This window comes from Acinetobacter sp. YH12070, from assembly GCF_013419625.1.
Lineage (GTDB): Bacteria > Pseudomonadota > Gammaproteobacteria > Pseudomonadales > Moraxellaceae > Acinetobacter > Acinetobacter amyesii.
The window spans coordinates 1-23,377 of record NZ_VOZT01000009.1 but is presented as its reverse complement, the minus strand read 5'-3'; the positions used below and the strand labels follow the sequence as shown (position 1 = coordinate 23,377).

The following is a 23,377-nucleotide window of genomic DNA, read 5'->3' as shown; positions in this document are numbered from 1 at the left end:
AGATTACCCCTGCTTTTCTGCAATTAAAGCTTCAATATTGGCAAGCAATTCAGCTTCTTGGAATGGTTTACCCATATAGTGAGTCACACCTAAGCTAAATGCACGCTCACGATGTTTTTCACCTGTACGCGATGTAATCATAATGATTGGCAAGTCACGGTGAATGTCATGGTGACGGACTAAGTTTGTCACTTCGAAACCATCCATACGTGGCATTTCAATATCGAGTAGCATCAAGTCTGGACGGACATTTTCAAGCTGCTCAATTGCATCTACACCATCTTTCGCGGTCACGATGTCATAACCTTGACGTTCAAGTAAGCGTGAAGTCACCTTACGTACTGTCACCGAGTCATCGACAATCATCACTAAACGACGTGCATTGGATTGACGGCCCAAATCACGCTGTTCAGCTGAATGTTTAACACGCTGCGTAGTTTGAATTTGACGTGCAATATTTTGCCCATCCAAAATCAAACATACATGACCATCACCTAGAATCGTGGCACCTGCAATCGCGGCCACACTGGTAAATTGTTGACCAATTGGTTTCACCACGATTTGAGAACGTGAACCCACCAACTGATCGACCAATAAAGCAATGGTTTGACCACTGTTGCCTTTTATTAGCAATACAGGCAATGAATGACCGACATTATTTAAACGTGGAATTGGCTGATTACCCACAAACTCTGATAGATAACGTAGTTTGTAATTGGTGTTGTCAATTTTAAACACGTCATCCTTACTATTGAAGTAAGTTTCGAGTGCCGTCGGTGCAATACGGACAATACGTTCAATTTGCGCTAACGAAATTGCGTATTGTTGATCGCCGGCTTTCACCATCAAGGCATCGCTGACGGCTACCGTCGTTGGTACACGAATGGTAAAGGTCGTCCCTTTACCTAACTCAGACTCAACGGAAACATGACCACCCAAGGCTTTAATTTCACTTTGCACCACATCCAGACCAACACCACGACCCGAAATTTGCGTTACCGCTTGTGCCGTTGAGAAACCTGGATGGAAGATCAATTGCAAGATTTCTTGTTTATCGAGGAACTGATCTGCTTTGATTAAACCAAGTTTTAAGGCTTTGTCTTTAATCTTGGCTTCATCAATCCCTTTACCATCATCACTGAAAGACACCAGCACATCGGTACCCTGACGACTAATGTTCAAGACGATGCTACCCACTTCTGGCTTTTTCAAAGCCAAACGGTCAGCAGTATCTTCTAAACCATGGTCGACCGCATTACGCAGCATATGTTCAAATGGTGTCACCAAACGCTCTAAGATCGTACGGTCCAATTCACCTTCTGTATTTTGAACAATCAATTCTGCAGGACGGTTCAAGGTCGAAGAAGTTTGACGCACAATACGTTGTAAACGTGGTAACAAGCGATCAAATGGCACCAAACGGGTACGCATCAGACTTTCTTGAATTTCTGACTGAATACGTGATTGTTGTAATAACAAACCTTCCGCATCACGGATTTTTTCTGCCAAAGTACTCTTGAAGTCAACCAAATCCGACGCAGATTCGGCTAGAGATTTTGACAATTGGTTAATCGATGAATATTGGTCCATCTCCAATGGGTCGAAATCCGCATAGCGTGAATTTTCAGAACCATGTTTGGCAATAATTTGTGACTCAAGCTCACCATCCATTCGACGTAACTGGTCAGCAAGTCGCTTAATTGCTAACTCCATTTCATTCAAGGTATTGCCTAGCTGACCTAAGTCCATTTCAATACGTGAACGGTTAATCGAGTTTTCGCCTGATAAGTCAATCATCTTCTCGACGAGATCAGCCGAGATACGAATCATCTCATTGCTGTTATCAGAAGAATTGGCTTCAGTCCACTCACCCAACATCGATGGCGGTTCAACACCATCACCTTGAATAAATTCAAAGCCTTTGCTGACGATACCTTGTTCCAATTCTGCAACACGGTTTGGCAGTTGAACCGTAACATCCACATATTGAATGGACTCTAAGCTCAATTTGATGCTGTCAAAATTACTATAGTCGTGGTTGAAGATCGCTTCTTTTAACCATGCCAACGTCGTTTTGAGTAAGCCGTCATATGCATTTGAGTTGAAATGATGAACCGCGAAATGCTCAAACGTCGTCTCAAGTTGATACGCAATTGCGGCAACAGGTTCATTTTCAACCATACGCGCACCACCCTTAATACTGTGGGCAGCACGTTGTAATTGAAGCAATACGTTACGGTCACTACGTTGTTCAGTCCATTGATTTAATAATTGAACGGCTTGTTCAAGAATTTCCTCAGACTCTTCAAGGAAGGTTTCTTCCATGACAGAACGTAGATCATCATCTGGATGCTCAACATGATCAGCAACCGCATGTTCAAGATGTTCAACAGCGGACTCAGTGTGAGCAGTCGTTTGAGCTTCAACCACTGCTTCTGCTGTGTCTTCAACAACATTCATCGGCTCTGACACCGATACATCTGGTTCTACTGCTGCTTGTTCAGTTTCAGCTAAAATAGGAGCCGAAGCCAATGCAACAGGTTCTGAATGTTCTCCTGCCACAATTGACTGAATATTCCTTAGAATATCGATCACATTATTCGCTGGGTAGTCGATCCCTTGGTCACGAATGGTTTGAATACGATCTGAAATATCATCCTGCACCAAGCGAATAATTTGAATTAACGCAGGAGTAATCGAAATTTGCTGACGAATAATGCGCTCATAAATCGACTCCAATTCATGCGAAATTAAACCCACATGAGACGCGGCAATCATATTTGCACCACCTTTTAGGGTATGCAAATAACGCATTAAATTATTCAAAGCTGAAGTATTGGTCTGATCACGTGTCCAAGTACTGAGGTCTTGGTCAATCCCCACCAATAATTCTTCTGCCTCTTCAATAAAGATCCCTAAAAGATCTTCATCAAAGTCATTATTCGCATCCGCCGCTTGCATCTGTTGATGATCAAGTTGGATACGCTGACTTAATTGTGCAAAGTCTACTGCTGTTGTATTTGGAACAGCGGCTTTATCTTCTGCAGTGGCAACAGGTTCGGCAACGATATTGGCTTCTTGTGTAGTCGTTGCTGCAACTGCTTCAATGTCTTGTTGAACAAATGCAGCTAGCTCATTTAAGAAACGCTGAACCTCTTCACTTAACACCACACGCTGACCCGCAGCTAAGGTGTCAAATAAGTGAATGAATTCTTGATGCGCTTGTGCAAATAACTCATAGCCATAATCAGCATGGAGCAATTCAGGCTTTTCAATTAAAGACTGATACGCTGCACGCATTTGAGTCGTGAAATCATGGATACCAACAGACGCACGATTATCCGTATGTTCAATCAACTCTAAAGCTTGTTGACTGAGCTGTTGAATATAGTCTGGGAATTCAGCTAGAGCACGTTTATCAAACTCAAATTCAGCATCTAATAACTGATCAATATTTAATTCGATTAGTTTAGAAACCAAACCTTGCGGATTATCTTCAGGCGCCAATTGATCTTGGCTTGCAAAACCATAATCATCCCAAGCGGCTTTGAAGGTTTCATAAATAGACGCAAGATTTGCCTTATCCCCTGAACGGAGCACGTGTAAATAATCACGAACAAATTCAGCATATTGAATCAATAAAGCAGTTTCTTTCGAGCTCGATACGATTTCGTCTTGCAATAAGGTTTTGAATAAATTTTCAACTTTTGAACTGGCTTCAAAAATCTCTTCGATTTGTGCCATCGACGAACTACCACGTAAGGTGTGTAGCGCGCGAATCAAGCCATTATAGTCTTGTGATTTACTATCATCAGATTGGAGGAACTGATCAATCGTTTGTAGATGTTCTTCAGCTTCTTCAATAAAAATGCTCACAGTCTCTTCGACCAGTGATGCATCTGCATCCACTTGCTCAAGATTTGTTTCTGATTCGGCCACTGCATCGATCGTGCTTTCAACTACTTCCACATGTTCTGTAGTTTCAACTTCAGTCAGCTCTAAACCAGTGACAGCATCTTCAGATTTTAATTGATCTGCCAGTTTTAATAATTCTTCGAGTGCAGGCTCAAGGCTAATATTTTGTTGTAATTGTTGCCCCATTAAAACCAATGGACGTAAGTCAACATCCAATTCGGCAACATTTTTAAACCGTGGATAGAGCTTATATTGATAAACATTTAAAACTGTTTGTGCAAACTTTTGAACGGTCGGCGTTAACTGTACTGAACCCGCAATAACACGGTTCAGCGTATCTTCAACTGCCCATGCAGATTCACCCGCCGATTTTGCCCCGACCATACGACCTGAACCTTTCAGGGTATGGAAATGACGACGAATCGTCGTTAAAGTGTCTTTATCTTGTGGATTTTCCAACCAAGTTGTAAATAAACCCGCTAGTTCTTCAAAGATTTCTTCTATTTCTTCAACAAAAATCTCTAAAATTTCTGCATCTTGATCAAGATAACTATCTTCAGGAAGCGTAGTTGTTTCAACTAAATTTTTTAATATTTCTTTCATAGCTAAGGCTTCTTATGTTTTGCCACCAAGAAGGTTGCTCAAACTTAATTGTAACCATCACCTAAGACTTAACTGTGACGTTAAGTTCACCTTATCGATGTGTTATCTGTAATCGGTGCAGTACCCTAGCCGTAGCTAAGGTACTGCAGGTTTGCGCCTGACTTACTCTGGGAGTTTAAAGTCAGATACAGATTCACGTAATGATTCAGCCATGTTCGCCAATTCAGATACCGAACGTGCAGTATCAAATGTTGCACTGGTGGTTTGCGAGGTAATTTCTTGTACAACGTTCATCGTTGTCGCAATATGACCTGCAGAAGCAGACTGAAGTTTTGCAGCATCCGAAATGTTTGCAATCAGTTTCGCCAAGTTACCCGATACAAACTGAATTTCATCCAGTGCTACGCCGGCATCTTTAGACAAGTTCGCACCACGTACAACTTCCGAAGTCGTTTGTTCCATCGAAATTACGGCTTCGTTAGTATCCGTTTGAATGGTTTTTACTAAGCCTTCAATCTGTTTGGTTGCAGACGCTGAACGTTCCGCAAGACGCTGTACCTCATCCGCTACCACGGCGAAACCACGACCTGCCTCACCCGCCATCGACGCCTGAATTGCTGCGTTTAATGCCAAGATGTTCGTTTGGTCGGCAATATCGTTAATCAGTGCGACAATGTTACCAATCTCTTGAGAAGACTCACCCAAACGTTTAATACGTTTTGAAGTTTCTTGAATCTGCTCACGAATCGTGTCCATACCTTCAATTGAACGGTTTACAACATCTGCACCGTTTGCAGCAATTTGTACTGAACGTTCTGCTACGACAGCTGATTCTTCAGCGTTCGAAGATACTTGGTCAATCGACATTGCCATTTCGTTAATCGCGGCAGATGCACCAGCAATCTCTTGCGCCTGATGCTCAGATGCTTCTGCAAGCTGGTTGGTAATACCCTGCGTATTCGCCGTATATTGTGCAACTTCTTGAGAAGTTTCTGTAATACGCGATACAAGGTCACGTAATTGGTCGATTGCGAAGTTAATCGAGTCGGCAATCGCACCGGTAAAGTCTTCAGATACCGTCGCATACGAACGCAAGTCACCGTCTGCAAGATCGGCAATTTCATCGAGTAAACGTAAAATCGCGTTCTGGTTACGGTCATATTCTTCTTGAAGACGGGTTACACGGAATTTATCCGATTGACCACGTAAAGAAAGAAGTTTGAATACACAGATCAAGAAGGCAGTTAATGCAAGAATCAACAGTACCGCAGGTAAAATGGTTTTCAGACCAGTGTTAGAAGACAATTGATTTAAATTACCCAACAAATTGTCTGACTCAGCAAAAATTTGTGAAGATGCTTTACGTACGTTCACAATTTGCGTTGAGTTTTTCAAAATCGTCGCTGAAGCTGATTTTAATACGTCGTCATATTCGGCTTTAATACCTTCAAGTGATTCACGTAATTCAGGGCTTTCAATACGCTGTACACCGAGCTCTGCACTACCGTCCAATTGAGCATTTAAGTACAAACCGAAGGTTTCAGTATCGGCACTGAAGTCATCCGCAGACTCACGTGAGCTATCAGAACCTGAAAGCACCGAACTGATCGAACGTAAAATACGTTCCGCAATGAATACTTGGTTTTTCGCAATAACCACCTGGTTCGAAGGCATGTCTTGACGTGCCATTTGGTCGACCATCAAGTTATATTCCGCCTGAATCCCCGGAATGGTTTCACCAATCGCGATGTTCGTGTCATATAGCTTGTTAATGATTTTTTGTTGCGAAGTAATCAAGTCAATACTTTTTGAAACTTCAGCCCACTGCGTATCTACAGATTTCAGCGCATCGGTATTTGCATGAATATCTTTTACAGTTTCTAAGTTTTCTTTGAACGAATCTTGAGAAGCAATTAATTTTTTCATTGCATCTTCAGTACCCGAAGCTGTTGCTTCAGTTGCTTGACGCGAAATTGTTTGCGAAAGAAGACGGAGTTCACCCAAACTTTGCGTCAATTGGTTACCGCGAGGAACGCTATAGAATAGGTATAATAAAATGATCGTTGCCAGTACTAATGAACCAATCGCACCATAAATAAATGGTTTGGATTTTTCACTATCACCAAAAACTCGAGATAATTGATCTGTCTGTGATTGCAGTTTTGCCAGAAAAGCATTACCGCCTTTACGACCACTGGTGCTTTCACCCGTATTTTTCTTTTTAAGTTTAAAGCCCATTCAGCTTCTCCCCGATTACGCCTTCTTTCGTTCGTGCGCGACAATTAATTTATAAATTTTATAGATGCGTTCATGTATTTTGGATTTTGCAGTAAACGACTGAAGAGAAATACATTCCACTGCTGGTTATGCTGGTGGAAATACCCCTGACAATATTCCTGTAAATTTCGATCCAACTCATTATGTTTAGAAAAATAACTTTTCTTATTAAAGTGTTGAATACCCAAAACTTGATCGACTACCAAACCGACATAATGGTCATTATGACTAATACATAAAACTTTTTGAGTGGGTGAAAAACTACTTCGATGACCGGTTATATATTGTGCTAGGTCAGACAAAGAAAGTAAGCGTCCCCGAATATTGGCTAATCCCATCACCCAAGGTTGGGTATTGGGAACTGGCGTATATTTTGGTGGGTAGATCACTTCAGCTACTTCACCTAAAGGAGCAACGTAATATTGCCCCATCATCTCAAAAGCAATGCCTGACCATCGGTTTACTTCATTTTCAGTGGAAACATAATTTTTGTTTCCTCGTTTTGCGATTCGAAGTAATTCGATAAATCCATTTGCTGCCATAGAGCTTTATCCTGCATTGAGGTGTTGCTTAATCACATCAATTAATTGTTTTTCGTCTACAGGTTTAGTTAGATAATCAGAAGCACCTTGGCGTTTACCCCAAACACGGTCAGTTGCCTGATCTTTGGTACTTACAATGACAATCGGAATATGTTTGGTGGTCGCACCACGTGCAATTTGACGTGTTGCTTGGAAACCATTCACACCCGGCATTACCACATCCATTAAGACCAAGTCTGGTAACTCAGCTTGAGCCATTGTCACCCCATCTGCCCCATTTGAAGCTTCAATCACTTCAAATCCGTGTTTACCTAAAATTTCTTTAAAACGGAAAGTTTCTGTTGGTGAATCATCAACGATTAGGATACGTGCCATGCTTTTTCCCCCAAAAATAAAAAATCTAATTAAGCTGTAACGTGATTACGGATTGCATTCAGCAATTCATCTTTACTGAATGGCTTCGTTAAGTATTCATCCGAACCCACAACACGACCCTTCGCCTGATCAAATAAACCGTCTTTACTTGAAAGCATAATCACAGGAATATTTTGATAATTTTGAGAGTTTTTAATCAGGGCACAAGTTTGATAGCCATCAAGACGTGGCATCATAATATCGACAAATACGATATCTGGATTCGCATCTGCAATTTTTGAAAGTGCTTCAAAACCATCTACAGCAGTGACTACTTCACATCCTTCACGCTGAAGCAGCGTTTCGGCCGTACGACGAATGGTTTTTGAATCATCAATTACCATGACTTTTAGATTTTGGAATTTATCGTCCATTTATTGACCCTACCCATTGAGGATGTACAAACAATTAAGTTAGCAGCATTATTATTTACAAGTTGTGAACATTTTTAACATATCTTTACTTGCGTTTTCAACGAACATTTTCTGCGCAAACACACAAGATTTCTTGTTTTTATTAACTGCTTCACACTTTCCGATGACCAACGATTTTTTTTTAACTTGGAATAGTATTTAATTGTCTTAATTAAGCATATTATAGCAAGATTATTACTTTAAAATAAGTAATTTAGTCAACTTTAAACTGGGGAGTACAAGGTTGAGTCCGTTTACAAAAAAAATTCACTTGATTGGCCTTAAACATTTCTCAAAAAAAGTCATTCTGACGACTTGTTTACTGGCTTATACCCCGCTTTTATTTGCTGCACCAACCAATACGCAGCAACCACAAAAGGCGACTTGGTATCGTTACTATGACAGTAAAGGCATAGCAAACATCAGTACCAATGTGACACCAAATCACATCCGCTATGGTTATGAAGCACTTGATCAAAATATGCAAGTGATTAAACGTAACCGCCCCTACAATGCTGAAGCGGACGTTAGACAAGCTCCTCAGCGTGCTGCCCAAGCACGTCAGCAAGCTTCAGATATCAAACTTAAAAAAGCCTATACCAATAGCCGAACTGCGGCCATTAAAAAGCGTGATGCACTGACTGGTATACGTAAACAGATCGTGTTTGAACAAGAACAATTAAAACAATTACAAAATGATCGTGTATTATTTGTTCGCCAAGAACGTGAACATTTTCGAAAAGGTGAAACCGTTCCGGCAAAATTAAAAACAATGTTGGATAATAATCAAAAAAATATGGTAGCGAAAAAAGAATACATTCAATCGTTACAAACTCGCTATCGAAATACAGAAGCTGAATACGACAGAATTATTACGCGTTTAAAAGCGATGGAATAAACTTGTTATTCAATTGCTTTTGTAGACCGCTGATATAAGGACCATTATGCAATCTGCACAGCAATCATCCCCATTTTTAAAGCTTAGCCTGCTTTGCATAAGCCTGACTTTGGCTGCATGTCAAAAAGAAGATCCGCAGCAAAGTGTAAAACCAGAAAATAAGATTGAATTAATTCAACAAGATCTGGTGACGATCGAACAAGGCAACGCCATTTCAAAAACTGCCTTTACAGGTACCATTCGGGCGGTCAATCAGAGCAGTATTCAAGCCCAAGTCACTGCGACTGCAACCAATGTTAATGCAGAGGTCGGGCAACGTGTCAGCAAAGGCCAAGTGTTAGTGCATTTAAATAATCAAGACAATGCAGCACGTCTTGCTCAATCTCAAGCGAACCTCGCATCCACGCAAGCTCAAGCCAATCAAGCTAAACTGATGATGGAACGTAAACAGCGCTTGCTAAATCAAGGCTTTATTTCCAAAGTAGAGTTTGAACAAAGTCGTGTCGATTACCAAGCTCAAATGGAAAATGTTCGCGCCCAACAAGCCAATGTCGATATTGCACGTAAAGCCAATCAAGACGGCACCATTTATAGCCCTATCCAAGGCGTGATTACCAAGCGTGATGTTGAACCGGGACAAACGGTTGCTGCCGGACAAACCCTTTTTGAAATCGTCAATCCAGACCAATTAGAAATTCAAGCCAAATTACCAAGTGATCAGCAAGCAGCGCTGAAAATTGGACAAAAGATTGAATATAACATCCAAGGCAATAGCAATTTACTCACAGCACAAATCAGTCGGATTTCACCAATTGCCGATCAGGCTAGTCGTCAAATTGAATTTTTTGCAGCCCCAAATGAAACCATTACATCATTAAGTATTGGTGCTTTTGTCGAAGGTCACATTTTAGGTACCGATAATATTTCAGGCCAAAAAATTCCACTCGATACCATTCAAAGTCTAAAAGACCAACCTTATGTCTGGGTCATTCGTCAAAATAAAATTGCCAAAGTGCCTGTACAAATTTTGAATCAGAATTATAGCAATAACACCGCGATTGTTCAGGGCTTACAAAATAGTGATCTGATCAGCCGAATTAAATTTAATGATTCAGATATCAAACAAGATGTAAGTATCAGCCAAAATTAAAAGAATAAGGCAGGACAGTTGTTATGTGGTTAACCCGAATTAGTGTGAAATATCCTGTTTTCACCATCATGATGATGTTCTGTCTGATGGTGCTAGGACTCGCTTCTTGGCAACGTATGGGCGTTGAGGAATTTCCTGATGTCGACTTCCCTTTTGTTGTGGTCTACACCAACTATCCAGGTGCTTCTCCTGAGTCTGTCGAATCTGAAATCACTAAGAAACTTGAAGATCAGATCAATACCATTTCTGGCCTCAAGCAAGTGATTTCACAGTCCAGTGAAGGTTTATCCACGGTCATTGTCGAATTTAATCTAGATGTCTCATCCTCGGTAGCTGCACAAGATATTCGAGATAAAGTTGCACCAGTAACCGCACAATTTCGTGATGAAATTGATGACCCGATTGTAGAACGCTACGACCCTACTGCCAGTGCGATTATGTCGATTGTTTTTGAATCGAAGGACATGTCTTTACGTGATTTGAGTTCCTATCTCAATCAACGGATTGTGCCACAGCTCAGAACAGTTCCCGGTGTAGGTACGGTCAATTTATTGGGCGATGCGCAGCGACAAATTCGAATACAAGTAAATCCGCAAAAATTACAAAGTTTCGGGATTGGGATCGATCAAGTTATAAACACCCTAAAATCTGAAAATATTGAAGTTCCGGGAGGAACCTTAAAACAAAAGAACTCAGAATTGGTGGTCGAAATTAAATCTCGGGTTATTCACCCAAATTCTTTTGGAGATTTAGTGGTTGCCAATAAAAATGGCGCGCCGATTTATCTCAAACAAATTGCCGAAATAGAAGATAGCCAAGCTGAAATGGAGTCGAGTGCTTATCTGAATGGTAAAACAGCCGTCGCTGTCGACATTCTGAGAAGTTCGGACTCTAATGTGATTGAGGTTGTTGATAATACCCGTAAAACCTTAAGTAAAATCCAAAAGCAATTGCCGCAAGGCACGACCGCAGAAATTGTGGTTGATTCTTCAAAAGGTATTCGTGGCAGCATTAAAGACGTGGCACGTACGATTATTGAAGGTGCAGTACTTGCGGTACTCATTGTATTGTTATTTCTCGGCTCATTTCGTTCGACAGCCATTACAGGTTTAACCCTACCGATTTCGCTACTAGGTACCCTCACCTTTGTTTGGATTTTTGGTTTTACCATCAATATGATGACCCTACTGGCTCTCTCACTGAGTATCGGTCTCCTGATTGATGATGCCATTGTAGTACGCGAAAATATTGTCCGCCATGCCGATATGGGCAAGGACCACGTCACCGCTGCACTCGACGGCACAAAAGAAATTGGTTTAGCTGTATTGGCCACAACATTGACCATTGTCGCGGTATTTTTACCTGTGGCATTTATGGGCGGCATTATTGGGCGTTTCTTCTATCAATTTGGTGTAACCGTCAGTACCGCTGTACTGATTTCAATGTTTGTGAGTTTCACCCTTGACCCCATGTTGTCTGCTCACTGGGCAGAGCGCCACGATCCAAATAAAAAGCCGGGTAAAATCAAACGTTTTTTTAACTGGATTTCGGGCAAGCTCGACAACCTAAGCCATCATTATGAAAAATTACTCAAGCTTGCTTTAAAATTTAGGCTCATTACCCTTTTAATCGCCGTCGCGTCTCTATTTGGCGCATTAGCTTTATCCAAAATGATCGGAACTGAATTTGTACCCGTACCAGACAAAGGTGAAATTCGGATCAAATTTGAAACACCAGTTGATGCAACCCTTGAATATTCGCAGGCTAAGCTTAAGCAAGTAGATCGTATCATTCGCCAACATCCAGAAGTCAAAGCCACTTATGGTGCAATTAATAGTGCCACTGATCGGGGTAAAAACCATGCTAGCATTCGTGTCACTGTTTCACCACGTACGGAGCGTAGTCAAACATTAACGGATCTCAACAATGAATTCCGTACCCGCTTAAAACATATAGCAGGTATTACCATTACCTCGATTGCCTCAGCTGATGAAACAGTTTCGGGCGGTCAAAAGCCGGTCATGATCTCGATTAAAGGCCCCGACTTGGATGAGTTACAACGCATTTCAGATCGATTCTTGGTTGAAGTTGCCAAAGTCGAAGGTATTGTCGACTTAGAAAGCTCGCTTAAAGAACCTAAACCGACGCTAGGTGTACATATAAATCGCGTTTTAGCCAGTGATTTAGGTTTATCCGTCAATCAGATCGCCAATGTGTTACGCCCTCTTCTTGCGGGGGATAATGTAACAACGTGGAAGGATGATAAAGGCGAAACCTATGATGTAAATTTACGACTCACTGAAGATCAGCGTCGTCTGCCAACTGACATTCAAAGCATGTACATCACATCACAAAAAACCGATGCCGTAGGCTTACCTATCTTGGTTCCATTGGCAAGTGTGGCTAGCTTTGAAGAAACGCTCGGTGCTTCACAAATTAACCGTCGTGATCTAGCACGTGAAGTGATGGTTGAAGCCAACACGGCAGGTCGTCCCGCGGGTGATATTGGTGCCGAAATCAATGAGATTGAGAAAAATTTCGACTTGCCACCGGGTTATAGTTTTGTCACGCAAGGTGCCAATAAAGATATGGCTGAATCTGCAGGTTATGCAATGACAGCGATTACCCTCTCTATTGTATTTATTTATATTGTTTTGGGTTCACAATTTAATAGCTTCATTCACCCTGCAGCCATTATGGCTTCATTACCCTTATCATTGATTGGAGTTTTCTTAGCCCTATTCTTATTTAATTCAACCATGAACCTCTTTTCCATTATCGGGATTATTATGCTCATGGGCTTGGTGACAAAGAACGCAATTCTACTCATCGACTTTATTAAAAAAGCCATGGATCATGGTGTAGATCGTTATGAAGCGATTATTGAAGCAGGTAAAACCCGTTTACGTCCCATTTTAATGACCACCAGTGCAATGGTGATGGGTATGGTTCCGCTTGCACTTGGTTTAGGTGAAGGCGGTGAACAAAGTGCACCAATGGCACATGCCGTGATTGGCGGGGTGATTACCTCTACCCTACTAACACTTGTGGTTGTGCCGGTGATTTTTACCTATTTGGATGATTTCCGAAACTTCCTTGCACGTCAGGCTAAAAAAATCATGTCATAATGACAAAATCTAAAATGAGGTGACTTTGGAAATGTTCACCTCATTTTTTATTGTATACTCTCCACTTTAACGCTTAATTTTTTAGGACAGTTTCCATGCGCGCGAGTCGCTTTTTATTTGCAACGTTAAGAGAAACCCCAAACGATGCTGAAGTTATTTCACATCAGCTTATGCTTCGTGCCGGGATGATTCGTAAATTGGCTTCAGGTTTATACACTTGGCTGCCGATGGGCGTTCGCGTATTAAATAAAGTTGAAGCGATTATCCGCGAAGAGATGGATCGTGCTGGTTCACTTCAAGTCCTGATGCCTGTCACTCAACCTGCATCTTTATGGGAAGAATCAGGTCGTTTCGTACAATATGGTCCAGAACTTTTACGTTTTAAAGACCGTCATAACAATGACTTTGTACTTGGCCCTACACATGAAGAAGTGATTACAGATCTTGCTCGCAATGAGTTGAAAAGCTATAAGCAATTGCCTGCAAACTTCTACCAAGTACAAACCAAATTCCGTGACGAAATCCGCCCTCGTTTCGGTGTGATGCGTTCACGTGAATTCATCATGAAAGATGCCTATTCTTTCCATGTTGACCAAGCCTCTTTACAAGAAACCTATGACAACATGTATGCAGCTTACTGCAAGATTTTCACGCGTTTAGGTTTAAATTTCCGTCCAGTTCAAGCGGATACAGGTTCAATTGGTGGTTCGGGTTCTCATGAATTCCACGTACTTGCTTCTAGCGGTGAAGATGACATCGCATTCTCTACAGAGTCAGATTATGCTGCTAACGTAGAAATGGCTGAAGCCGTACTAGTTGGTGAACGTGCTGCTCCGACTAAAGCACTTGAAATTATTGATACACCAAATCAAAAAACCATAGCTGATGTTTCTGAATTCCTTAAATCAAAACCTGCTCAATCTGTAAAAGCATTGTTGGTTCAAGGTGTTGCTGAAGAAGGTAAAGCTGCGCCAGTGGTTGCCTTATTCCTACGTGGCGACCATGAACTGAATGAAATTAAAGCTGAAAAACACCCATTAATTGCTGCTCCATTGGCCTTTGCAACTGAAGCACAATTGGCTGACTTAGGTTTAACGGCTGGTTTCTGTGGCCCTCAAGGCTTAACCGAAAAAGGCATTACAGTTATTGTTGACCGTGCAGCGTCTGTACTTTCAGACTTTGTTGCTGGTGCAAACCAAGTCGATAAACATGCTGTAGGTGTAAACTGGGAACGTGATGCACAATACACCGAAGTTTATGACCTTCGTAATGTTGTTGAAGGTGACCCTTCTCCAGACGGTCAAGGTACAATCTTGATTAAACGTGGTATCGAAGTTGGTCATATCTTCCAGTTGGGTCAAAAATACTCTGAAGCACTTGGCTGTAAAGTCTTAGGTGAAGACGGCAAACCTCTCGTTGTGACTATGGGTTGCTATGGTATTGGTGTAACCCGTGTTGTTGCTTCTGCAATTGAACAAAACTTCGATGACAAAGGGATTATTTGGCCGTCTGCAATTGCTCCTTTCGAAGTTGCTATTGTGCCAATGAATGCACATAAATCACCGCGCACGTTAGAAGCAGCTGAAGCACTGTATGCAGAATTAACTGCTGCTGGTTATGATGTTCTTCTAGATGATCGTAATGAACGTCCAGGTGTTAAATTCTCTGATATCGAGTTAACAGGTATTCCACACCGTATCGTTATTGGTGAGAAAGGTTTGGATGCTGGTACATTTGAGTACAAAGGTCGCCGTGATGAAGAATCAAGCAACCTCAGTAAAGAAGACCTTTTAGCGAAAATTGCAAAATAATTTGCGCTAAATATAAAAAAAATCCCGCTAAGTGCGGGATTTTTTTATATTAAATACTTTAAGCCTTAACAGAATTTCAGCCCGCCGAAGCAGTTAGAACGAAACTCCTGTCCAGAAAGTTTTAAATTGTTTAATGGGAAATCAATTAATGACGGGTTTTTAATTTCTTTAACATCTAAAGCCGAACCTGCAACACAACCAAAGATTAAATCTCCACAATTACGAACATTGGTACTTAAGTCATGGTTAATTCCAGCGATCGTTTGTTTCAACACTTCATCCGTAATCGCCACTTTATCTGAAGGTGTAATACTCCCCAAATCGACCTCATCTTCCATCGCCAACCACCAACCTCTTTCTGCTGCAACTGCAGCACCAGGCCAGAGTATTTTTTGAGCTTGTAAGGATAACGAAGCAGGGTTATTTAGATAAAGTGCATGGATCAAACCTAAACTTTGATTTACCGTAATATCGGTTTGTAGTCCAGTAAGATAGCCTGTTACGTCTTTATTCAAATTAATATTTAACCCAAGTAGAGAGATCTGAGCTTCTAATGGACCACTAAAATCTAGACGATCAACTGTACCTGTGCCTTTTAATACCGCAATATTATCCTTAATTCTATTCCCGCTCACGACAGTGGCTGGAATTGTAAAAGGTGCTGTGGTTGATTTTAAATTAAAGGAATAATTATCTGATTTGTAGTGAAGCGGTAGATCAACTTCAGCACCAAATAATGTCCCCTTAACAGCCCCTTCAATGTATTGCTGCGTAGAAGCATAGTCCATCACACGCTCGGCAGTTGTTGCAACACCCGCAGACGCTTTGGTTTTCATATACCCACTAAAGGTGTTGATACCATTGGGTGTATTACTATTTTCTGTACCTAATGTCATTAACCCAGAAATTTTTTCAGCGCTCAGACGAAAGCCCATCACTTCACGAGTTGCAGCTGATTTGGGATCTTTAATTGCAATTTCGATAAAAGGATTGGTCAACAAAGCAGAAGTTGCCGCACGTTCATCCGACGTATAATTGCTATTTACAGGCAATCCACTCAATGAAATATGATCGATATCAATATCACAAGCACCTGAGCCATTTGCACCACCACAACCCAATTGCAGCTTTTTAATATTGGCATTGAGCTCCATTTCAGCTTCTAAACCAAGCTTATAAAAGCCGACATTGGATTGGTCTACGGCTTGTCCACTCTCATCCACAGAATTATACCCCTGCGTATATTCCATGGAGAGTAATGCTTGACCATCAACTTTTGATAAGCTTTCATCATCTAAAGCCATCATTGCATGAGATAAGCTACTCATCGCAAATGTCGAGAAGATCAAACCTCTGATTAACTTCTTTTTCATAACAAATTCCCTGTTCGTTATTTTATTTATTTGTTATTGATTTAATATTATTAGCGTGGAGTAATCCCCATGGTGCTTCGCATTGTTCCACCGGTTAGGGCTATATCCGCCATCTTTTGCATATTGCCATTTGTTAACATCGATACTTCTGCACGAAACGCTTTAGACATATTATTGGTTGGATTGAATTTCACCTGATTATCAAACTCTACCGAATCTTGTTTCATTTTAATTCGAGCATCAAAACCTAGATCGCCCTGCATTTTATTAATATTGATACTTGAAGCTGAAACGACACCGCTGGCATTTACATCTTCATTCATCAAACTTAAATAGCTTCCCATAACTTTTTGATCTTTCTTTTCAGCATCTGTTAATGCTTTAAATTCAAAGCTTCCACGAAAAGATAAATAATTATTTTCTGCACTGTCATTTAGGCCCGGTACTATAAATAGCTCACCTTTACCATCAAGTTTAAACGCAATATTCGTCAACACATCATCACGTTTAGAGAAATTATCTAAAGGTACTGTAGTCCCACATTTGGCAGAAGCTGTAGTCGCACAGTTATAGGTTGAACCCGGAAGTTGACCAATCGCTAACTCGGCATTAGCTGCAATCAATAAATTATCTGCACGTACATAGATGCCATCATTTTCATAACCAATCACACCATCAGATTGAATAAGGGCATTGATGTTTCGTAAGCCTGCATAATAATTGACTTCTTGACCATTAATACCTTTTTTACCATCAATCAAAATAATGGAAGTTGTACTTGGTGTTCCTGTTTTTTTATCAACACCATAACCATCTGTGCTCATTACAAGGTTATAGCCAATACCTGATTTTTCAGCCGCATTTTTATAACTGTATTTTTTCTCTGATAATGCAACATTGGCATTCATATTATAAATCGGGATACCAATCCCCCAACTGTTGTCATTACTTGCAATTGCAGCAATTGAGTTATCAGAAATAAATCGTGCGGTACGCGCGATGGACTGAAAATCCATACCACGAATCGCCACAAGTGCAAAATTTCCACCCGCCGTTTGATTTGACAGATTCTGGGTTAAAACATTATTGGTTAAGCCTAATGTCGCTTTTAATTTATCATTTACCAGAAAATCAAGGCTTTTGGCTTGAATGGTATTGATATAAATATCGCCAAAATCAATATAGGCATTTTTATCAGCAACTAAAGACGTTAAATTAGAAAATTCAATGGCATAACTACCAATACCCGTATGGCCAATTTCTAAGGTTGTCGGTGCTTGACCTGCAACAAGACTCGGATCATCCTTTGAAGTAAAATCCGCGCGCACTCCTAAATGTAAACCACCTGAACCAACAGACTCATATCCTGAAGCTTTCGTTGCTAGACCAAAATCTTTGATTCCTTCTTGATTGGCGTTTAAGGCCACTCGTGCATTAGTGACAGCACCCGATGCTCCCATACGAATTAAATTGCGCTGTGCACCACCATCGGTACCGTATCGTAAATCGATATTAACGCCGGGGTTTGTGGCATCGCTACGTGAGCTATGCACATCTGATGTGTCCTTGACCCGCCCCAAATTGACCGTATGATCTTTGCTCCCTGTAGATTTTGTGGTGAGAACAATGCCTTCATCAGCTGCAACATACATATAACCTGAACCAGCAAAGTTAAAGTTAAAGTCCTTTAAGGTTACGCTATATCCATTCATACCATGACTAATACTGGCATTTTGCAATTGAAATTCCATATACGCCGTATCATTACGGTTAAATAGACCATTGCTGGTTTCAAGTAATACTTTTAAAGGTGAAGATGTTGCAATCGTAAGTGAACCTAAGTTTTGCGCAGGCGTTTGGCACGTCGTACCTTGACAGAGCAGCATAATATTTTGTGCAACAGCCGTAAATGGGCTGACACTGGCTGCAATACGCATACCTACACCTGCATCCGTCGTCCCCACATCAAAATCTAATTTTGATCTAATGGTACTTTGTCCAACGCCATCTATTTGTACATTGTGCAAACCCATTTTCATCTTATTTTGGTCGGTTGGGTCAACCCAATTTAATTGATCGACTTTGACTCTAGAAACTTCATGGGTAATCGAAATACCATCTTGGCCAGTAACTGCACCCAAGCTTTCGTCGGTCATTGCTTCAAAAGCATAGGTGTGTTGAGCAAGTAAAATACTGGTTGCGAGTGCCGTCAAAGTTGTTATTTTTTTCATCACTATATCCTTATATTCAGTCACAGCTGATTAACAGCGACCTGCACCATTTCCAGTGCAGTTAAAACTGAAGATGTTTAACTTTCCACTCATGTGCATGTTGCCATGCACATTAACACCCATAAATCCTTGTTCTGAACCACGATCAAAATCAGGCACAGCTAAAGTTGAAGTTGTTCCATCAGCTTTCTTTTCGGTATAGGTCGTATAAGTACTGGTATTCTCATAACCTTCCTTACCTGTCGTACCTGTTTCCACCGCCAACGTAGCAAAGCCTAAATTCCTAATTTTTAATGGCTTATCATCATAAAATGTCAACTGCATAGCCGTTTGTGGATTACCTTCACGATTGATAATCGTCACACCATCTAGTGAAAATTGATCGATCTGTAACGTTCCTTGAAACTGTTTAAACACCAACCATTTCTTATTACCATTTGCATCCACATGATTATTGGGTGCAAGTGCTAAGCGACAAAACTCATTGGATGAACATTGATATCCATAAAATGCTTGCGTTGTTTTACCATTCGCATCCATGTTTGATATGTTGTTTTTTGACATATCATTGGCGTATTGATGGTTTAATGAAAGCGTCCAACTGAGATCTGCACCGCCTTGACCGGTTGCAGCGGTAAGTTCCCTATTATCCATAGACACTAAACCTGCATGAGTTTGTGTCAGTGCAGCACAAACAACAGCGCATAAAATTTTATACATGTGATTTCTCCTACAGCCCTGTTGTTCTTATTTTTAAGTGCTGAATCAATACGCCATCTATGGCAACAGATCCTAAATTCGTGCTTTGTCCATTGACACCTTTAAACACCACACCTGTCGCAGTATCCGTACTTTTTGCATTCAACAGATTACCAGGCAAGCGCTCTACTGTACCGATCGCAATGCTACTGTGTGTTGCATTACGCCCTTGATATAGTGCTGTCGCATCTGAAGAGTTTGCTTTTAACTCCGTGCCACAACTATAGACATTACAGGTTGAACCTTTAAAGTCTGCAGCAGTTAAACCCGATGTACCTGTGGTATTACCAGCGATATCCGTATAGTAAGTATAAATTTTACTGTAAATAGAAGGTACATTTGGAATACGTGTCACTTCCAAAATAATATTTCGACCTTCTGAACCCACAATAAAGGGCTGATACATATTTCCTAAAACTAAATTGATATTTGGGCTATATAAATATAGACCTTCAGTTTCATGAAAGATTGGAGCTGCAGAACGATCCATCGCTGGTGTCGCTGCTGTTCCATCATCCAATTCGGAGCGTGCAGCTGTACTGATACGCATACCGCGAGCATCCAAATCTCCATCATTGATACTCAGTGACTCAGCACGATCATTGGTATTAATACGAATTAAACTGGCTAAACCTAAAGTTTGGTTATAGTTGGTATTTGTTGATTTTAGGGTTTGAAAAATTCGAACTTGTGAACCATTAAAACTCAAACCATTCGCAACAATTTGAGTACGTAAACGATAGTCTTTATCTAAGCCACTGGTCGGCGCACCGGTAATCGCATCAACAACATTGCTTGAATTCAAAGACCGTGAAAATACATCCATCCACAAACCAAGTTTGATGTTGTTAGATGCATCATCTGCTGCAATTTTCTTTAATGGTGCCTCAATCGCTAAGTAACCAACATTCCCCTTATTATCTTTCGCAAATTGTTCAACATCTTGATTTCCTGCATGAAAAAGCCACGGGTTTTCTGCTGTACCCCAATTAAACCCTTGATCGGTATAGCGTGTTGCTAATGAACTTTTGCCATTTTTATCTTTACTATTGGACAGGGCTAAGCCATATATAAATACATCTGCTTTCGATCTGAGGCTCGATACGGTTGCAGTAGATGCAATTTGTTTGGCTGTAATCTCAGCATTTTTTTTCACCGTTGCTAATGCTGCATCGCTTGCCTTTTGAGCTTCAAGCTTGGCATAGTCAGTTGCCAACTGATTGAGGGTTTCTGCCGCTTTGGCATTCAACTGAGCATTTTTTGTTGTATCTATGATATTTGAACGGGTAATTTTTCCTGAGACAAAATTTTTATAAAAAGTCGAAGTGGTCGGTAAATTACCCGTACTATTGTTACCGTATAGTAACTCAATCATCTCATACGTATTTTGCAGTGCATATTCTTTAGATTTATTATCCTGACCTACTGTCAACGTATTCTTTGTTGTTCCATCAGTTTCTAAGCCCGAAATAATAGTACCATCTTTATAATCTGCATAACGCTGATTGTAATATGCCTGCATCGTTGGTGATTCAAGATAAGACTGTACTAATCGGCCACGATATTCTGTTGAATATGTTGCTATGGTTTCATTGGTAATACGTGTAGCATTATTGGTCTCATAGGTGCTTTTAGAACTTAAGAAAGTGGAGTCATAAACACCGTTATAGCCCGTAACTCGGCCTTGCTGATAGGCATCAACATATGCAGCTTTATAGATTTTATCGTAAGCACGCTGGCCTAATTGTTCATAGTTTTCACCTGTAGGAATAATTCGAATAAAACCTGTATCATTTTTCCCGGGATCAACCATAGCAGATGCATAACTAGAAGCCGCAGAACGGTCATTTGGGCCTTGAAAGACCATTTTGAAATTTTCTAAAGTGAGTGCAACACCTTCACCCGTTGTGGCTGAAAGTGCTTCATCTGATAAATCTTGAAGCGCATAAACAGATGGTGCAGCAAACATGCTGACTGCGGCTGCTAAGCAACTCTGGCGGAATAACTTAGCCTGGGTGAATTGAGTCATCTCGACCTTCCTTTTATCAGATGCTCTGCATCTCTCTTATATTTATTCCTGAGAACTGGCTTTGATGTTATTGTCCATTTATTCCTTAAATGGAGACTTGTGATAGACCAGTCACTTAACTTTTTATTATGCTGAATAATTACTCAATTGCAAAAACTTCCCCACCGAATGGTCTATTTTCCGATGAATGACCCAACAAAAAAGCGGGCTAATTCGCCCGCTTTTTTTAAACTAAATCCGAAGGATTAAGCTTTCGGTAAAGTCACACCGGTTTGACCTTGGTATTTACCACCACGGTCTTTATAAGAGGTTTCACACACTTCGTCTGATTCAAAGAACAACATTTGTGCGACACCTTCACCCGCGTAAATACGTGCAGGCAAGTTGGTTGTATTCGAAAATTCTAAAGTCACGTGACCTTCCCACTCTGGTTCAAGAGGCGTCACATTGACAATAATACCGCAGCGAGCATAGGTTGATTTACCCAAACAAACGGTTAACACATTACGTGGAATACGGAAATATTCGACTGTACGTGCTAGTGCAAACGAGTTTGGCGGAATGATACAAACGTCTGATTCGATATCAATAAAGCTTTTATCGTCAAAGTTTTTAGGGTCAACAATTGCTGAATGAACATTGGTAAAGACTTTAAATTCACGAGCACAGCGCACGTCATAACCATAGCTCGACACGCCATACGAAATAAGCTTTTCGCCATTTTCATCATAACGGACTTGGTTTTCTGCATACGGTTCAATCATGCCGTGTTTTTCGCTCATTTCGCGAATCCAACGATCAGACTTAATAGCCATTTATCTCTATCCAAAAACTTAAATCAATTATTGCGTGGTACTTTAACTGAAATCCGACTTAATGAAAATAAGCTTTGCCGAACTAAGCGGATTTAGTCATTTTCAAATCATTTTAGAGTTTTAAAATCGCAGAATAACTCAGTGGAATAGAGAAACTGACCAAGACTAGAGATGCTGTTCGTTGTAAATTGGCTTGATTGAGCCAACTAATTTTATTCGAGGCCAAAACTGAACCAAGGAAGGTCCAAAAGAATGCAATAGGAACAATCAACAACAAAAAGATCAGCATGTGAGCTACATAATACTGCGCATTTTGCCAAGCCAATGCAGGAAAAATCGCAGATGCGAATAATAATGCTTTGGGGTTTAATAACGTCGCAACAAAAAGTTCGCGTGCACGAATGCCCTTTTGATTAAAATTTTCAGCGACAGTTGCTGTACGCCATAATCGCATAGCCAGAAATAGAATATAGCCGGCACTAAACAATTTCAAAATGATCGGCAGTAAAGGGAGATGTACGGAAATTTTACCAATGAAAAAACCCCATAGGCTAATCGAAATAAGATAACCAAAGGCTTCCGCTGGAATGAGTCGGAATGATTTACGTAGCCCAACTTGAATACCCGAAGATGCGAGTAAGGTATTGGTTGGTCCTGGCGTTAACAAAATACTGATAACTAGACCAATAAAAAACCATGAAATCATACTTTGACCTCAAACTTAATCCGCGAAGATTAATTCAGTTGTTTCGTATTAGCAAAATAAAAAATAGGAATGCTTATAAAAAACTCCTTATTTAATTATAAATTCAGTAACTTAAATAGAAAAACAAAACCTTAGCTGAACAGTCATTCAGAGCACCTTACAATTCAAAGAAATATCTTGAACTTATATAGGACTTACGCACTATCATTTATAGATTCTCTGTGGTAGCAGATGATTTTTATCGAGAATAAAGTCATCAATGAAGTTTTTGATAATTGGTCTAAATAATTTCTTCTGCCAACGATATATATTT

Annotated in this window: 15 protein-coding genes and 1 pseudogene; 4 read left to right on the top strand and 12 right to left on the bottom strand. The window is 40.5% G+C overall.

What is annotated here, in order from left to right; genetic code table 11:
• Window positions 1-3: 3 nt before the first annotated feature.
• From FTU17_RS03865 to pilG, 5 genes are all read right to left on the bottom strand, one after another.
• On the bottom strand, window positions 4-4,518 hold the full coding sequence (locus FTU17_RS03865) for an Hpt domain-containing protein (RefSeq protein ID WP_180134736.1): 4,515 nt from the start codon (window positions 4,516-4,518) through the stop codon (window positions 4-6).
• Window positions 4,519-4,680: 162 nt separating this feature from the next.
• The gene (locus FTU17_RS03860; RefSeq protein WP_180134735.1) at window positions 4,681-6,756 is read right to left on the bottom strand and encodes a methyl-accepting chemotaxis protein; all 2,076 of its coding nucleotides are present in this window, start codon (window positions 6,754-6,756) and stop codon (window positions 4,681-4,683) included.
• Between the two features lie 44 nt (window positions 6,757-6,800).
• Window positions 6,801-7,337, bottom strand: coding sequence for a chemotaxis protein CheW (locus FTU17_RS03855; RefSeq protein WP_078191058.1), 537 nt, complete (start codon window positions 7,335-7,337; stop codon window positions 6,801-6,803).
• Between the two features lie 6 nt (window positions 7,338-7,343).
• Window positions 7,344-7,712, bottom strand: a complete 369-nt coding sequence (locus FTU17_RS03850; protein ID WP_078191059.1) for a response regulator — start codon at window positions 7,710-7,712, stop codon at window positions 7,344-7,346.
• Between the two features lie 29 nt (window positions 7,713-7,741).
• A complete protein-coding gene (gene pilG / locus FTU17_RS03845; RefSeq protein WP_078191060.1) occupies window positions 7,742-8,125 on the bottom strand; it encodes a twitching motility response regulator PilG in 384 nt (127 codons plus the stop codon).
• A 343-nt stretch (window positions 8,126-8,468) separates the two neighbouring features.
• Between pilG and FTU17_RS03840 the strand changes: the two genes are divergently transcribed.
• From FTU17_RS03840 to FTU17_RS03825, 4 genes are all read left to right on the top strand, one after another.
• On the top strand, window positions 8,469-9,062 hold the full coding sequence (locus tag FTU17_RS03840; protein ID WP_373683064.1) for a hypothetical protein: 594 nt from the start codon (window positions 8,469-8,471) through the stop codon (window positions 9,060-9,062).
• Window positions 9,063-9,108: 46 nt separating this feature from the next.
• Window positions 9,109-10,212: an efflux RND transporter periplasmic adaptor subunit gene (locus tag FTU17_RS03835; RefSeq protein WP_180074110.1), complete on the top strand. Its 1,104-nt coding sequence runs from the start codon at window positions 9,109-9,111 to the stop codon at window positions 10,210-10,212.
• A 23-nt stretch (window positions 10,213-10,235) separates the two neighbouring features.
• On the top strand, window positions 10,236-13,340 hold the full coding sequence (locus FTU17_RS03830) for an efflux RND transporter permease subunit (RefSeq protein ID WP_180134734.1): 3,105 nt from the start codon (window positions 10,236-10,238) through the stop codon (window positions 13,338-13,340).
• 95 nt (window positions 13,341-13,435) lie between these two features.
• A complete protein-coding gene (locus FTU17_RS03825) occupies window positions 13,436-15,151 on the top strand; it encodes a proline--tRNA ligase (protein ID WP_180048961.1) in 1,716 nt (571 codons plus the stop codon).
• Window positions 15,152-15,216: 65 nt separating this feature from the next.
• Here FTU17_RS03825 and FTU17_RS03820 read toward each other — a convergent pair whose 3' ends face one another.
• The 7 genes and pseudogenes from FTU17_RS03820 to FTU17_RS03790 form a co-directional block, all read right to left on the bottom strand.
• Entirely contained in the window at window positions 15,217-16,524 is a 1,308-nt protein-coding gene (locus FTU17_RS03820) for a hypothetical protein (protein ID WP_180009837.1), read from the bottom strand.
• Between the two features lie 50 nt (window positions 16,525-16,574).
• Window positions 16,575-18,755 carry a DUF6160 family protein gene (locus FTU17_RS03815; protein ID WP_180134733.1) on the bottom strand — a complete coding sequence of 727 codons (2,181 nt, stop codon included), beginning with the start codon at window positions 18,753-18,755 and terminating at the stop codon, window positions 16,575-16,577.
• Window positions 18,756-18,785: 30 nt separating this feature from the next.
• Window positions 18,786-19,475 (bottom strand): hypothetical protein, encoded by a 690-nt coding sequence (locus tag FTU17_RS03810; protein WP_180134732.1) that lies wholly within the window; start codon window positions 19,473-19,475, stop codon window positions 18,786-18,788.
• Between the two features lie 10 nt (window positions 19,476-19,485).
• On the bottom strand, window positions 19,486-21,543 hold the full coding sequence (locus FTU17_RS03805) for a hypothetical protein (protein WP_180134731.1): 2,058 nt from the start codon (window positions 21,541-21,543) through the stop codon (window positions 19,486-19,488).
• Window positions 21,544-21,788: 245 nt separating this feature from the next.
• The gene (dcd, locus tag FTU17_RS03800; RefSeq protein WP_005008040.1) at window positions 21,789-22,358 is read right to left on the bottom strand and encodes a dCTP deaminase; all 570 of its coding nucleotides are present in this window, start codon (window positions 22,356-22,358) and stop codon (window positions 21,789-21,791) included.
• Window positions 22,359-22,470: 112 nt separating this feature from the next.
• Window positions 22,471-23,064: a LysE family translocator gene (locus tag FTU17_RS03795; RefSeq protein WP_180134730.1), complete on the bottom strand. Its 594-nt coding sequence runs from the start codon at window positions 23,062-23,064 to the stop codon at window positions 22,471-22,473.
• A 204-nt stretch (window positions 23,065-23,268) separates the two neighbouring features.
• Window positions 23,269-23,377, bottom strand: a pseudogene (locus FTU17_RS03790) (IS701 family transposase); the annotation flags it as partial.